General features: G+C 66.9%; 10 protein-coding genes. 6 read left to right on the top strand and 4 right to left on the bottom strand.

What is annotated here, in order from left to right; translation table 11 throughout:
- The first annotated feature begins 2 nt into the window (after nucleotides 1–2).
- From uraD to ASG27_RS10835, 4 genes are all read left to right on the top strand, one after another.
- Nucleotides 3–1,781 (top strand): 2-oxo-4-hydroxy-4-carboxy-5-ureidoimidazoline decarboxylase, encoded by a 1,779-nt coding sequence (uraD, locus tag ASG27_RS10850; protein WP_056415879.1) that lies wholly within the window; start codon nucleotides 3–5, stop codon nucleotides 1,779–1,781.
- Entirely contained in the window at nucleotides 1,778–3,019 is a 1,242-nt protein-coding gene (locus tag ASG27_RS10845) for a M20 family metallopeptidase (protein WP_056415876.1), read from the top strand. Before uraD ends, ASG27_RS10845 begins: the two co-directional genes overlap by 4 nt.
- Nucleotides 3,020–3,631: 612 nt before the next feature.
- Entirely contained in the window at nucleotides 3,632–5,419 is a 1,788-nt protein-coding gene (gene ggt / locus ASG27_RS10840) for a gamma-glutamyltransferase (RefSeq protein ID WP_056415874.1), read from the top strand.
- Between the two features lie 433 nt (nucleotides 5,420–5,852).
- Entirely contained in the window at nucleotides 5,853–6,413 is a 561-nt protein-coding gene (locus ASG27_RS10835; RefSeq protein ID WP_056415871.1) for a PH domain-containing protein, read from the top strand.
- A 156-nt stretch (nucleotides 6,414–6,569) separates the two neighbouring features.
- Here the strand turns inward: ASG27_RS10835 and ASG27_RS10830 are convergent, their stop codons facing one another.
- The 3 genes from ASG27_RS10830 to gcl form a co-directional block, all read right to left on the bottom strand.
- Nucleotides 6,570–7,484, bottom strand: coding sequence for a 2-hydroxy-3-oxopropionate reductase (locus tag ASG27_RS10830; RefSeq protein WP_056416372.1), 915 nt, complete (start codon nucleotides 7,482–7,484; stop codon nucleotides 6,570–6,572).
- Between the two features lie 50 nt (nucleotides 7,485–7,534).
- The gene (gene hyi / locus ASG27_RS10825; RefSeq protein WP_056415868.1) at nucleotides 7,535–8,314 is read right to left on the bottom strand and encodes a hydroxypyruvate isomerase; all 780 of its coding nucleotides are present in this window, start codon (nucleotides 8,312–8,314) and stop codon (nucleotides 7,535–7,537) included.
- A gap of 258 nt (nucleotides 8,315–8,572) precedes the next feature.
- On the bottom strand, nucleotides 8,573–10,363 hold the full coding sequence (gcl, locus tag ASG27_RS10820) for a glyoxylate carboligase (protein ID WP_056415865.1): 1,791 nt from the start codon (nucleotides 10,361–10,363) through the stop codon (nucleotides 8,573–8,575).
- 156 nt (nucleotides 10,364–10,519) lie between these two features.
- Here gcl and ASG27_RS10815 point away from each other — a divergent pair, with 156 nt between their 5' ends.
- Entirely contained in the window at nucleotides 10,520–11,449 is a 930-nt protein-coding gene (locus ASG27_RS10815; protein WP_056415863.1) for a LysR family transcriptional regulator, read from the top strand.
- A gap of 120 nt (nucleotides 11,450–11,569) precedes the next feature.
- Here ASG27_RS10815 and ASG27_RS10810 read toward each other — a convergent pair whose 3' ends face one another.
- A complete protein-coding gene (locus ASG27_RS10810; protein WP_056416369.1) occupies nucleotides 11,570–12,910 on the bottom strand; it encodes a glycerate kinase type-2 family protein in 1,341 nt (446 codons plus the stop codon).
- Nucleotides 12,911–13,124: 214 nt separating this feature from the next.
- On the opposite strand from ASG27_RS10810, the gene ASG27_RS10805 reads away from it, so the two are divergent.
- A complete protein-coding gene (locus tag ASG27_RS10805; RefSeq protein ID WP_056415861.1) occupies nucleotides 13,125–14,405 on the top strand; it encodes a C4-dicarboxylate transporter DctA in 1,281 nt (426 codons plus the stop codon).
- Nucleotides 14,406–14,431: the final 26 nt, after the last annotated feature.

Here is a 14,431-nt window from a genome sequence, read left to right as displayed (position 1 = left end):
GCATGGCACTGACCCTGGAACAACTCAACGCCGCCAGCAGTGCCGAGGCCCTGCAACTGCTGGACGGCCTGTACGAGCACTCACCCTGGATCGCCGAGCAGGCGCTCGCGCAGCGGCCGTTCCGATCGCTGGCCCACCTGCAGCACGCCATGGCCCAGGCGGTGCGCACCGCGGGGCAAGATGCGCAGTTGGCCCTCATCCGCGCCCACCCCGAACTGGCGGGCAAGGCCATGGTGGCGCAGAACCTCACGGCCGAGTCCACCAACGAGCAGAGCAAGGCGGGCCTCACGCAGTGCACGCCCGAAGAGTTTGACCGCATCCAGGCACTCAACACCGCGTACAACGAGCGCTTCGGCTTTCCGTTCATCCTGGCGGTGCGCGGGCCGCGCGGCACCGGCCTGCCCAAGCGGGAGATCATCGATACGTTTGCGCGCCGCCTGGACAACCACCCCGAGTTCGAACTGGCCGAGGCCCTGCGCAACATCCACCGCATCGCCGAGATCCGCCTGAACGACAAGTTCGCCGCCGAGCCCGTGCTGGGCAACGACGTGTGGGACTGGCAGGAAAAGCTGGCCGAACACTCCGACCCCGGCTTCGCAGAAAAGGGCCAGCTCACCGTCACGTATCTGACCGACGCGCACCGCGCCTGCGCCCAGCGCATCAGCCACTGGATGCGCGACTGCGGCTTCGACGAAGTGGAGATCGACGCGGTGGGCAACGTGGTGGGGCGCTACCACCCGGCCACCGAGGGTGCGCGCTACCTCATCACGGGATCGCACTACGACACCGTGCGCAACGGCGGCAAGTACGACGGCCGCCTGGGCATCTTCGTGCCCATGGCCTGCGTGCGCGATTTGCACCGCGCCGGCCGGCGGCTGCCCTTCGGCATCGAGGTGGTGGGCTTTGCCGAAGAAGAAGGCCAGCGCTACAAGGCCACCTTCCTCGGCTCGGGCGCACTGATCGGCGACTTCAACCCCGCCTGGCTCGACCAGAAGGATGTGGACGGCGTGACCATGCGCGCGGCCATGCAGCACGCGGGCCTGTGCATCGACGACATCCCCAAGCTCCAGCGCGACCCCGCGCAGTACCTGGGCTTCATCGAAGTGCACATCGAGCAGGGCCCCGTGCTCAACGAGTTGGACCTGCCCCTGGGCGTGGTCACTTCCATCAACGGCAGCGTGCGCTTCCTGTGCGAGATGATCGGCACCGCCAGCCACGCGGGCACCACCCCCATGGACCGCCGCCGCGACGCGGCCGTGGCCGTGGCGGAACTGGCGCTGTACGTGGAGCAGCGCGCCGCGCAAGACGGCGACTCGGTGGGCACCATCGGCCAGCTGCAGGTGCCTGCAGGCTCCATCAACGTGGTGCCCGGCCGCTGCCAATTCAGCCTGGACCTGCGCGCACCCACCGACGCCCAGCGCGACGCGCTGGTGAGCGACGTGAAGGAGCAGCTTGCCAAGATCGCCGCCCGCCGCGGCCTGCGCTACACGCTGGAAGAATCCATGCGCGCCGCCGCCGCGCCCAGCGCACCCGCCTGGCAGCACCACTGGGAGCGCGCCGTGGACACGCTGGGCGTGCCCGTGTTCCGCATGCCCAGCGGGGCGGGACACGACGCGATGAAGCTGCACGAAATCATGCCCCAGGCCATGCTCTTCGTGCGCGGACTGAACTCCGGCATCAGCCACAACCCGCTCGAATCCACCACCAACAACGACATCCAGCTGGCCGTGGACGCCTTCACCCAGGTCCTGCGCCAACTTGCCGAGGAACAACAACCATGACGACGAACACCCCACAGAACTACGCCGCGCTGGACGCCTGGATCGACCAGCACTTCGACGAGGAAGTGCGCTTCCTGCAGGCGCTGGTGCGTGTGCCCACCGACACCCCGCCCGGCAACAACGCTCCGCACGCCGAACGCACTGCGGAGTTGTTGACCGAGTTCGGCTACACCGCTGAAAAGCACGCCGTTCCGGCCGCCGACGTGTTGGCCTATGGCATGGAGTCCATCACCAACCTCATCGTGCGCAGACCGTACGGCGACGGCGGCAAGATCATCGCCCTGAACGCCCACGGCGACGTGGTGCCCCCTGGCGAAGGCTGGACGCACGACCCCTACGGCGCCGAGATCGTTCATGGTGCCATGTACGGCCGCGCCACCGCTGTGAGCAAGAGCGACTTTGCAAGCTTCACCTTCGCGGTGCGCGCGCTGGAAGCCGTCGCCAAGCCCACCCGGGGCGCGGTGGAACTGCATTTCACCTACGACGAGGAATTTGGCGGCGAACTCGGCCCCGGCTGGCTGCTGCAGAAGGGCTTGACGAAGCCCGACCTGATGATCGCGGCCGGTTTCAGCTACGAAGTGGTCACCGCCCACAACGGCTGCCTGCAGATGGAAGTGACCGTGCACGGCAAGATGGCCCACGCCGCCGTACCCCACACCGGCGTGGACGCGCTGCAGGGCGCAGTGCACATCCTGAACGCGCTGTATGCGCAGAACGACGAGTACAAGAAGGTCACGTCCAAGGTCGAAGGCATCAAGCACCCGTACCTGAACGTCGGCCGCATCGAGGGCGGCACCAACACCAACGTCGTGCCCGGCAAGGTCATGTTCAAGCTCGACCGCCGCATGATCCCCGAAGAGAACCCGGTGGAAGTGGAAGCCGCCATCCGCCGCATCATCGAGCAGGCGGCGGGCGAGCGTGCCGGCATCAGTGTCGACATCAAGCGCCTGCTACTGGCCAACGCGATGACGCCGCTGGCCGGCAACCAGCCGCTGGTGGACGCCATCCAGAAGCACGCGCAGGCCGTGATCGGCGAGCCCGTGCCTGCCGTGGGCACGCCGCTGTACACCGACGTGCGCCTGTATGTGGAGCGCGGCATCCCCGGCGTGATCTACGGCGCCGGCCCGCGCACCGTGCTCGAGTCGCACGCCAAGCGCGCCGACGAACGCCTGCAACTCGAAGACCTGCGCCGCGCCACCAAGGTCATCGCGCGCTCGTTGAGCGACCTGTTGGCCTGACCCTGGAACGCTTGGGCGATCGATCCCACGCTCATTCGCCGTCCATCACTCAGTACCGCACACCGTTCAGGCTGAGCCTGTCGAAGCCTCGCGCGGCGCTTCGACGAGCTCAGCGTGAACGGTTTTTCTTCTTTCCGAGCTTGGAGCGCTTTGGCGATTTCACACGGGTTCGCGCTCCGTCGTTCAACACCCCATACCGTTCGGGCTGAGCTTGTCGAAGCCTTGCGCAGCGCTTCGACAGGCTCAGCGTGAACGGTTTTTCTTCTTTCCGAGTTTGGAACGCTTTGGCGGTTTGACACGAATGTGCGTCCAACCTTTCATCCGCCCCACGCCATTCGGGCTGAGCCTTTCGAAGCCTTTCGCAGCGCTTCGACAAGCTCAGCGTGAACGGTTCTCGTATTTTTGAACGTGAAGAGAAGCGATCGATAAGCCCCGGTCATGCCGCGCGCGCATCATTGCCGCACTGCAAAGTCATGGCGCAATCGCTTCTGGCGGCGCGTTGACCGGCCTACACTGTCGCGGGCGCGTCCACACGATGGAGGCGCCCGTTTTGTTTTGAACCGGTTTGCGTTTTTCGTCGCGCCCCCCATCAACAACACAAGGAGATCTGCAATGAACATTCGCCAAACGCTGCTGGCCGGCAGCGTCGCGCTGGCCCTGGCCAGCCTCACCGCCTGCGGCAGCACGCCGCCCGCTGCCACCGCAGCACCCGCCCCCGCCGTACAGCAAACGGCCTCGGCCCAGGCCGCCAGCGCCGCGTACGACTTCGACATGGACGTGTTCCACCCCGTGGTGGCACGCAACGGCATGGTCGCCACCGAACAGGAACTGGCCTCGCAGATCGGCCTCGACATCCTGAAGGCCGGTGGCAACGCAGTGGATGCCGCTGTCGGCATCGGCTTTGCGCTGGCCGTGGCCCTGCCCAATGCGGGCAACCTGGGCGGCGGCGGGTTCATGGTGGTGCACGACGCCAAGACCGGCAAGAGCGTGGCCCTGGACTTCCGCGAAGTGGCGCCCATCAAGGCCACGCGCGACATGTACCTCGATGCCAAGGGCAACGTGGTGGACGGCAAGTCGCTGTACACCCACTACGCCGTGGGCGTGCCCGGCACCGTGGCCGGCATGGAGCATGCGCTCAAGACCTGGGGCACCCTGCCGCTGTCGCGCGTGATCGCCCCCGCCATCGAGCTCGCCGACAAGGGCTTCCCGGTCAGCGAAACACTGGCCAAGATCCTGCAGCAGGAAAAGAAGAACATGGGCAACTGGCCCGCCACCCAGGCCATCTTCTGGAAGAACGGCGAACCGCTGAAGGTGGGCGAGCCGCTGGTGCAGAAAGACCTGGCCCAGTCCATGCGCCTGATCGGCCAGCAAGGCGCCCGGGCTTTCTACGAAGGCGAGATCGCCCAGAAGATCGCCGCCGAAATGGCACCGCACGCCGGTGCCCTCACGCTGCAGGACCTGCGCGAATACAAGGTGGCCGAGCGCGTGCCCACGCGCGGCACCTACCGCGGCTATGAGATCGTGACCATGCCGCCACCCTCCTCCGGCGGCCCGCACCTGGTGCAGATCCTGAACATGCTGGAGCCCCTGCCCCTGGCCCAGTGGGGCCCCAACAGCGCGCAGACCATCCACTACATGGCCGAGAGCATGAAGCTCGCGTACGCCGACCGCGCCGAGTACCTGGGCGACCCGGACTTCGTGAAGATTCCTTTGAAGGGCCTGACCTCCAAGCGCTATGCCGAATCCCTGGCCAAGGGCATCGACGCCAACACCGCACGCAGTGGCAAGAGCATCAAGCCCGGCCAGCCCCAGCCGTATGAGAGCGACCAGACCACACACTACTCCGTGGTGGACAAGGCCGGCAACGCTGTGGCCGTGACGTACACGCTGAACACCAACTTCGGCAGCGGCATCGTCGCCAAGGGCACGGGCATTTTGCTCAACAACGAGATGGACGATTTCTCGGCCAAGCCCGGCGTGGCCAACGCCTACGGCCTGGTCGGCGGCGACGCCAACGCCGTGGCCGCCAAGAAGCGCCCCCTGTCGTCGATGACGCCCACCCTGGTCCTGAAGGACGGCAAGCCCACCCTGGTGACCGGCAGCCCCGGCGGCGCGCGCATCATCACCACGGTGCTGCAGACGGTGGTCAACACCATCGACTTCGGCATGAACCCCGCCGAAGCCGCTGCCGCCCCCCGCGTGCACCACCAGTGGACGCCCGACGAGCTGCGCGTGGAAAAGGGCCTCTCGCCCGACACCCTGGCCCTGCTCAAGCAACGCGGCCACAACATCGCAGTCAAGCCGTCGATGGGCCGCACGCAGACCATCCAGATCCGGGGCGGCGCGCTGTATGGGTACTCGGACCCGCGCAATCCGGATGGGAAGACGCTGGGGTATTGATAGGGAGATCGGATGGATGGCCCGCCTGACGGTCCATCCGTTCGCTGCTCGGCAGCCAAGAAACAAAGGCCACGTCCCTCGCAGGGCGTGGCCTTTGTCATTGCATCATATGGAGCGTCATGGAGCGCTACCGTGCCGCAGAGCTCAGGTGAGCGCGATAGCTCACACCAGCGCCGTCACTTCGGGATTTCTGTAGAACCTCGCACCCTGTCATTCCAAGTGACTGCCGACCTCTGGACGGTCGCCAAGGCCGAGTCCGCGACCTGGACCGCAACGCTCGTCCAAGACAGATCGGAGAGCAGCCACCAAGTGCATAGCGACGCATATTCTCGTGCCTCGGATAATGTTCAGCCTCGATACGATGTCACCGCCAGCCCGAAGAGGCATTTGCTTCAGGCGCGGCCCCCTTACATTCAAAGCTACCCTCGCACCCATGAACGACCAATCCTCCATTCAATCAGAACTGGCCCCCGGTGAACAAGCGCTCTGGATCGGTCGACCACGCAGCGGGCTGATCTTGCGAGGCGCGGATGCCCTCGCCATTCCTTTCAGCCTGCTGTGGGCGGGATTCGCGGTCTACTGGCTCTACTCGGCTGCGGCCTCAGGCGCTCCATTGCCCTTCGTATTGTTTGGTGTTCCTTTTGTTCTCGTGGGCGTCTACGTCGTGGTGGGACGTTTTTTCGTCGATGCAAGGCAGCGAGCAGCAACCTCCTATGCCGTAACGTCGCAGCGCGTATTGATCGTCTCGGGCCTGTTCTCGCGCAAGGTCAAGTCATTAGGCATCAAGGCACTGGCAGAGTTGTCCCTGTCGGAACGCGCAGATGGCTCGGGAAGCATCACGTTTGGCGCGCAGCATCCGATGGCAAGCATGATGGGCGGGCTACCCAGTGGATGGCCCGGCATGGACCAGTACGCCACGCCGAAGTTTGACTCCATCCCCGAAGTGCGAAAGGTCTATGAAACCATTCGCAAGGCGCAGGCGGGAGGCTTCTGAATAGCTGCTACGCGGATGCACGCAAGCCATTCGTGACTACCGCCTTGACTGACGGCAATCCCCAGGCTTCCGCGTGAACCTGGAGAAGCTGCTGTGCAGCGCCGGCGGCTGCTGGACCCGCGCTGCGCCCGAAGAGCAACGTTACCTGCAAAGAGCTCAGACCGGGGCGACCTGCCCGATCTCGAAATTCGCCATCTTCTCCAACGCACGCACCATCGCCGAGTGGTCCCAGCCCTGGCCGCCGTGCGCGACGCAGGCGTTGAACAGCTCCTGCGCCATGACCGTATTGGGCAGCGGCACCCCCAGCGTGCGAGCGCTCGACAACGCAAGGTTCAGGTCCTTCTGGTGCAGCCCGATGCGAAAGCCTGGCTCGAACCTGCGTTGGATCATGCGCTCGGCATGCACCTCCAGGATCTTCGACGAGGCAAAGCCACCCAGCAGCGCCTGACGCACGCGCGCAGGGTCGGCGCCCGCGCGGGCGGCGAAGAGCAGTGCTTCGGCCACGGCCTCGATGTTCAGGGCGACGATGATCTGGTTGGCCACCTTGGCGGTCTGGCCGTCGCCGTTGCCGCCCACCAGGGTGATGTTCTTGCCCAGGCGCTCGAACAGCGGCCGGATGCGGTCGAACACCGCTTCGGGGCCGCCGACCATGATGGACAGGGTGGCGTTCTTCGCGCCCAGCTCTCCGCCCGACACGGGGGCGTCCAGGTACTGCGCGCCCACGGCCTCGATGCGCGCCGCGAAGTCCTTGGTGGCCACGGGCGAGATAGAGCTCATGTCCACCACCACCTTGCGCGCGCTGCCCTTCAAGCCTTGGGCCACGCCGTCGGCGCCGAACAGCACCTTCTCCACATCCGGCGTGTCGGGCAGCATCAGGAAGATGATGTCGGCCCGCTCGGCCACGCCGCGCGCCGTGGTGCACTGCGTGGCACTGCTCTCTGCGATCTGCGGCGCCACGCGGCCGCGTGTGTGCACGTACAGCTGGTGGCCGGCGGCGATGAGGTGGCCGCATAGGGGCGCGCCCATGATGCCCAGGCCGATGAAACCGAGTTTGAGGGGGGTGTCGGTCATGTTCTTGTTCTCCTTGTGTTGTGTTGATTCGTACATCCGTGGGTGCTGGCTCATGCGGTGAGCGCCGTGCGCCACCCCAGGCCGATCTCTGTCGTGCGCGCGGGCTTGTACTCGCAGCCCACCCAGCCTTCGTATCCGATGCGGTCCAGGTGCGCGAACAGGTAGCGGTAGTTGATCTCGCCTGTGCCCGGCTCGTGGCGGCCGGGGTTGTCGGCCACCTGCACATGGCCGATGCGCGGCAGGTGCTTTTGCAGCGTGGCGGCCAGCTCGCCCTCGGTGCGCTGGGCGTGGTAGATGTCGTACTGCACGAAGGCGTTGTCGGCGCCCACCTCGTCCAGGATGGCCAGCGCCTGGTCTGTGCGGGTGAGGTAGAAGCCCGGGATGTCGAACGGGTTGATAGGCTCGACCAGCAGGCGCAGGCCGGCCGCCTTGAGCTCGGTGGCCGCGAAGCGCAGGTTCTGCACCAGGGTGCTGCGCAGTACGGCGGCGTCCACACCCGCCGGCGCCTTGCCGGTCAGGCAGTTGAGTTGTGGCACGCCCAGCGCCTTCGCATAGGTGATGGCGCGGGCCACGCCGGCGCGGAACTCGGCAATGCGATCCGGGTGGCAGGCGATGCCGCGCTCGCCCGCGTCCAAGTCGCCGGCGGGCAGGTTGTGCAGCACGATCTGCAGGTGGTGTGCGTCAATCTGTGCACGCAGTTCCTCGGGGGTGTGGGCGTAAGGGAAGAGGAACTCCACGGCTTCGAATCCGGCGCGGGCAGCGCGCTCGAAGCGGTCGAGGAAAGGCACTTCGGTGAACAGCATGCTGAGGTTGGCTGCGAAGCGGGGCATGGGGAAGTCTCCGTGAAGGTGGGTAAAAAATGTGGATTGCGTTGAGCTGGGCCCCCACCCCATACCGTTCGGGCTGCGCCTGTCGAGGCCAGGGCTTGGGGTGGCCTTCGACAAGCTCAGGCTGAACGGTTTGGGTTTGAGGTTGTCTTTGAAGGGCGCAGGTTGACGCCCGTTCCATCCACCGTTCGGGCTGAGCTTGTCGAAGCCAGGGCACTGAGGCGGCCTTCGACAGGCTCAGGCTGAACGGTGGGGGTCGCGTCAGTCCAGCACGGCCAGCGCACTGGGCACGTCCGCCGCCTGCGTGGCCAGTTCCTCGAACTCGACGACGTTGTCGATCTCCGTGCCCATGGCGATGTTGGTGACGCGCTCCAGGATCACCTCGATGACCACGGGCGTGGCGTGCTCGGCCATCCAGGCCTCGGCCTGGGCGATGGCGGGCGCAAACTCCTCGGGGCGGTGCACGCGGATGGCCTTGCAGCCCAGGCCTTCGACGACCTTCACGTGGTCCACGCCGTAGCCGCGCGCCACCTCGCCCTCGGCCATGTTCACGTTGTCGAACGCGAGCTGCACGCAGTAGTCGATGCTGAAGCTGCGCTGCGCCTGGCGGATCAGGCCCAGGTAGCTGTTGTTGACCAGCACGTGGATGTAGGGCAGCTTGAACTGCGCGCCCACGGCCAGCTCTTCGATCATGAACTGGAAGTCGTAGTCGCCCGACAGTGCCACGATCTTGCGCGCCGGGTCGGCCACGCGCACGCCCAGGGCGGCGGGCACCGTCCAGCCCAGCGGTCCGGCCTGGCCGCAGTTGATCCAGTGGCGCGGCTGGTACACGTGCAAAAACTGCGCACCCGCAATCTGCGACAGGCCGATGGTGGAGACGTAGCACACGTCCTTGCCCAGTGCGCGGTTCATGCACTGGTACACACGCTGCGGCTTCATGGGCACGCTGTCGAAGTGGGTCTTGCGCAGGTAGTCCACGCTGTGCTTGCGGCCCAGGCATTCGGCGGCCCAGCCTCTGCGGTCCTTCAGGCGCCCCGCGGCCTTCCATTCACGCGCCACCTCCACAAAGAGCCGGAGCGCTGCGCCCGCATCGGAGACGATGCCGAAGTCCGGCGCGAACACGCGGCCGATCTGCGTGGGCTCGATGTCCACGTGCACGAACTTCCGGCCCCGGGTGTACACATCGACGGACCCCGTGTGCCGGTTGGCCCAGCGGTTGCCGATGCCCAGCACGAAGTCGCTGGCGAGCATGCTGGCATTGCCGTAGCGCTGGCTGGTCTGCAGGCCGCACATGCCGGCCATGAGCGGATGGTCGTCAGGGATGCTGCCCCAGCCCATGAGGGTGGGGATCACCGGCACGCCCAGCAGCTCGGCCAGCTGCACCAGCAGGTCCGATGCATCGGCGTTGATGATGCCGCCGCCTGCCACGATCAACGGGCGCTCCGCGTCGTTCAGCATGCCCAGCGCCTTCTCGATCTGCGCACGGGTGGCGGCGGGCTTGTAGGGCACCAGGGGTTCGTAGGTGTCGGGGTCGAATTCGATCTCGGCCAGTTGCACGTCGATGGGCAGATCGATCAGCACCGGCCCGGGACGGCCCGAGCGCATGAGGTGGAAGGCCTGCTGGAACGCCTGTGGCACCTGCGCGGGCTCCAGCACCGTGGTGGCCCACTTGGTCACGCTCTTTGCAATGGCGGCGATGTCCACGGCCTGGAAGTCTTCCTTGTGCAGGCGGGCGCGCGGTGCCTGGCCGGTAATGCACAGGATGGGAATGGAGTCCGCGCTGGCCGAGTACAGCCCGGTGATCATGTCGGTGCCGGCGGGGCCGCTGGTGCCGATGCACACGCCGATGTTGCCGGCGACGGCGCGGGTGTAGCCCTCGGCCATGTGGCTGGCCCCCTCCACATGGCGCGCCAGGATGTGGCCGATGCCGCCATGTGCCTTGAGCGCCGCATACAGCGGGTTGATGGCCGCGCCAGGCACGCCGAACGCAACGCTCACGCCCTCTTTCTCCATCACCTTCACGGCGGCCTCGATGGCCTTCATTCTTGGCATTGCACATCTCCTTCTGTTGGGGGTCGGTTGATGTGGCAACTCTAGGCAAGCACCCTTTGCAGCGGAAGGTGGCGGCAGACCATAAAATTTATTCCACACAGGAATAAACCATGGCGCCATTGCGCGCCACCATGCACAGCACAGGAGGCAACCACGATGGACCGACTCGATGCCATGGAAATGTTCGTGCGCGTGGTGGAGACCGGCAGCTTCACCAAGGTGGCCCGCGAGTTCGCCACCACGCAGCCCACGGTGACCAAGCAGGTCGCCGCCATGGAGGCACACCTGAAGGTGCGGCTGCTCAACCGCAACACGCGCGGCGTGAGCCTGACCGAGCCCGGTGCGCTGTACTACGAGAAGTGCAAGGCCATCGTGACCGACGTGGCCGACGCCGAGAGCGTGGTGCGCGTGCGCCAGACCCAGGTGCACGGCCAGTTGCGGGTGGGCAGCTCGGTGGCGTTTGGGCGGCGCGTGGTGGTGCCGCTGGCGCTGGAGTTCATGGCGCAGAACCCGCAGGTGCAGCTGGACCTGAGCTTCGAGGACCGCTACACCGACCTGGTGGCCCACGGCATCGACGTGGCGATCCGCCTGGGCAAGCTCGCCGACTCGGCCCTGGGTGCGCGCACGCTGGGCATGAACCCCTGGGTGCTGGTGGCCTCGCCCACCTACCTGCGCCGCCACGGCACGCCGCGCCGGCCGTCGGACCTGAAGGACCACGCCACGCTGATCTACAGCAGCGTGCAGGGCAACGACCTGTGGCGGCTGCGCAATGCGAGCGGCGAGGCGGTCTCGGTGCCCGTCACGGGGCGGCTGCGGTCCAACAACCTCTCTGCGCTGCTGGCGGCGGCGCGCGCGCACATGGGCATCGCGGCGCTGCCGCACTACGTGGCGGTGAAGTCGCTGGCGGCAGGGCGCGTGGTGGAGGTGCTCAAGACCTGCCGCCTGCCCGAACAGGAGATCCATGCGGTGTACCCGTCACCGCGGCTGGTGCCGCAGAAGGTGCAGGCGTTCGTCGCGTTTTTGCAGGGGCGGTTTGGCAAGGACTGGGTGGCTGCGTTGCCGCGGGAGGGGGCGGCGAGGAAGTAAAGGATGGCTGGGAGATGGCGAGGGTTCGCCCTGGGGAGAGGGGTTAAGGATCAGGCACAGCGCCAGCCCAAAACTCAGCACCTTATCGCCCTGCAGCCCAGGCCCAGTCAGCGCCAGCCGCTACAAAATCAGGATCGCCCGGAAGTCATTGACGTTCGTGTGCGTGGGCCCGGTGACGACCAGGTCGCCCAGCGCATCGAAGTAGCCGTACGCATCGTTGCGGTCCAGGCCGTCCGCAATGCGCAGGCCCTGTGCAGTGGCGCGCGCCAGGGTGTCGGGCGCCACGCGGGCTCCGGCGTTGTCTTCCACGCCGTCGATGCCGTCGGTATCTGCCGCCAGGGCCCACACGCCCGCCTGGCCCTGCAGCGCCTGCGCGAGCCCCAGGCAGAACTCGCCCGCGCGGCCGCCCCGGCCCTTGGGGGCGCCCGGTGCGCGCGGGCGGACCGTGACGGTGGTCTCGCCGCCAGAGAGGATCACGCAGGGCCGCGCAAAAGGCTGGCCGTGGCGCGCCACGGCCCGTGCCAGCGCCGCGTGCACCTTGCCCACCTCGCGCGATTCGCCCTCGATCTCGTCGGACAGGATGTACGCCGGCACACCCGCCGCCCGCGCGGCCTCGGCCGCTGCCTCCAGCGACTGCTGGGGCGTGGCCGTCATGTGCACGGCGTGGCCTGCGAAGACGGCGTCGCCGGGCTTGGGGGTTTCGAGGTCACCGGCCTGCAGCGCAGCGCGCACGCTGGTCGGGATGTCGATGTGATAGCGCGCCAGGATGGCGAGGGCGTCGGCGCAGGTGGTGGCGTCGGGCACGGTGGGGCCGCTGGCGATGACCGAGGGGTCGTCGCCCGGCACGTCGCTGATGGTGAGCGTGACCACGCGCGCGGGTGCGCAGGCCGCCGCCAGGCGCCCGCCCTTGATGCGCGAGAGGTGCTTGCGCACGCAGTTCATCTCGTCGATGGCGGCGCCGCTCTCGAGCAGCGCCTTGTTGATGCGCTGCTTGTCTTCGAGCGTGAGGCCGTCGGCCGGCAGCGTGAGCAGGGCCGAGCCCCCGCCCGAGATCAGGCACAGCACCAGGTCGTTGGCCGTGAGGCCCTGCGTCAGCGCCAGGATGCGCTGCGCGGCATCGAGCCCCGCCGCATCGGGCACCGGGTGCGCGGCCTCGACCACCTCGATGCGCTGCGGCAGGCCATCCGGCCGGGGCGGCGTGTGGTGGTAGCGCGTCACCACCAGGCCCGACAGCGGCGCATCGGCCGGCCACAGCGCCTCCACTGCGTGGGCCATGGCGCCACCGGCCTTGCCGGCGCCCAGCACCAGGGTGCGCCCGCCGCTCTCCGGGCTGGGCGGGGCGGGCAGGAAGGCGGCCGTGTTGTGCAGCGGCAGCGCGCGGCGCACGGCCACGCGGTACAGGTATTCGAGGAATTCGCCGCTCTGGCGAACGGGGTCGGGCACGTTGTGGTCAGCGGTCATGGTGGTCTCCGCGGGCGATTGTGCGGCACCCGGCCGGCCCATACCCTGCGCGCAAGTCAAAAGAACTTCAACCGTCCACCCCGTGGCTGCAGGACCGTTGCAGCGCTGCCATCGGGGGATAACCCTATGTTCTGGTGCGCAACACTTGCCTACATTTCTTGTATGCAAGATTGATCGCAGTGCCACTTCCTCCTTTTTTCCGCAAAGGGTTCCCATGCTCCGCTTCCTCAACTCCTTGTTCGGCCGGGTGATCCTGGCCTTGATTGCCGGCGTGGCCGTCGGGCTGTTCTGGCCCGACACGGCCGTGCAGCTCAAGCCGCTGGGCGACGGCTTCATCAAGCTCATCAAGATGCTGATTCCGCTCATCGTCTTCTGCGTGGTGGTGCATGGCATCGCCGGCACGGGTGACTTGAAGCGGGTGGGCCGGGTGGGCATCAAGTCGCTCATCTACTTCGAGGTCGTCACCTCCGTCGCGCTGGTGCTGGGCCTGGCGCTTGCGTTCTGGTTCGAGCCCGGCGTCGGCATGAATGTGGACCCGAGCGCGCTGGACCCCAAGGCCATGGGCGCCTATGCGGAAAACGCCAGCAAGCTCACGGGCGGCGGCTTCAGCGACTTTCTGCTCAAGCTCATCCCCACCACCGCCGTGAGCGCGTTCGCCACCGGCGACGTGCTGCAGGTGCTTCTGTTCTCCATCATCTTCGGCTGCGCGCTGGCGCTGCTGGGCGAGCGCGGCGCGCGCATCACCAGCCTCATCGAAGACCTGTCGCACGTGCTGTTCAAGACCATGGGCCTGATCATCAAGCTGGCGCCACTGGGCGTGCTGGGCGCCATTGCGTTCACGGTGGGCAAGTACGGCATCGGCTCGCTCAAGCAGCTGGGCATGCTGGTGGTGCTGTTCTATGCGGCGGTGTTCCTGTTCGTGGTGGTGGTGCTGGGCCTCATCATGCGGGTGTCGGGCTTCAGCCTGTTCAAGCTGCTGCGCTACCTGCGCGAAGAGCTGGCCGTGGTGTTCGCCACCACGTCGTCCGACAGCGTGCTGCCCCAGATCATGGCCAAGCTCAAGCACATGGGCATCCGCGATTCGACCGTGGGCCTGGTGATCCCCACGGGCTACTCGTTCAACCTGGACGCGTTCTCGATCTACATCACGCTGGCCGCCGTGTTCATCGCCCAGGCCACGAACACGCCGATCTCCATGGCCGACCTGCTGACCATCCTGGCGATATCGCTGGTCACGTCCAAGGGCGCGCATGGCGTGCCGGGCTCGGCCATCGTGGTGCTGGCGGCCACGCTGCATGCGATCCCGGCCATTCCGGCCATCGGGCTGGTGCTGGTGCTGTCGGTGGACTGGTTCATGGGCATTGCCCGTGCCCTGGGCAACCTGATCGGCAACTGCGTGGCCACGGTGGCCATCGCCGCATGGGAGGGCGACATCGACCGCGAACGCGCCCATGCCGTGCTGGACGGCCGCGAGCCCCAATCCACACGCAAATGATGGTGGCACGATGACCACGTGCCCAC

It is taken from the genome of Acidovorax sp. Leaf191 (assembly GCF_001424425.1).
GTDB lineage: Bacteria > Pseudomonadota > Gammaproteobacteria > Burkholderiales > Burkholderiaceae_C > Acidovorax.
The sequence above is the reverse complement of the archived record's forward strand: the minus strand, read 5'-3'. Positions and strand labels throughout refer to the sequence as shown.

Bases quoted from the DNA above. Each gene is read 5' to 3' on its own strand.
- uraD (WP_056415879.1), top strand. From the start codon at position 3: ATGGCACTGACCCTGGAACAACTCAACGCCGCCAGCAGTGCCGAGGCC.
- ASG27_RS10845 (WP_056415876.1), top strand. From the start codon at position 1,778: ATGACGACGAACACCCCACAGAACTACGCCGCGCTGGACGCCTGGATC.
- gcl (WP_056415865.1), bottom strand. From the start codon at position 10,363: ATGCCAAGAATGAAGGCCATCGAGGCCGCCGTGAAGGTGATGGAGAAA.
- hyi (WP_056415868.1), bottom strand. From the start codon at position 8,314: ATGCCCCGCTTCGCAGCCAACCTCAGCATGCTGTTCACCGAAGTGCCT.
- ASG27_RS10830 (WP_056416372.1), bottom strand. From the start codon at position 7,484: ATGACCGACACCCCCCTCAAACTCGGTTTCATCGGCCTGGGCATCATG.
- ASG27_RS10805 (WP_056415861.1), top strand. From the start codon at position 13,125: ATGCTCCGCTTCCTCAACTCCTTGTTCGGCCGGGTGATCCTGGCCTTG.
- ggt (WP_056415874.1), top strand. From the start codon at position 3,632: ATGAACATTCGCCAAACGCTGCTGGCCGGCAGCGTCGCGCTGGCCCTG.
- ASG27_RS10835 (WP_056415871.1), top strand. From the start codon at position 5,853: ATGAACGACCAATCCTCCATTCAATCAGAACTGGCCCCCGGTGAACAA.
- ASG27_RS10815 (WP_056415863.1), top strand. From the start codon at position 10,520: ATGGACCGACTCGATGCCATGGAAATGTTCGTGCGCGTGGTGGAGACC.
- ASG27_RS10810 (WP_056416369.1), bottom strand. From the start codon at position 12,910: ATGACCGCTGACCACAACGTGCCCGACCCCGTTCGCCAGAGCGGCGAA.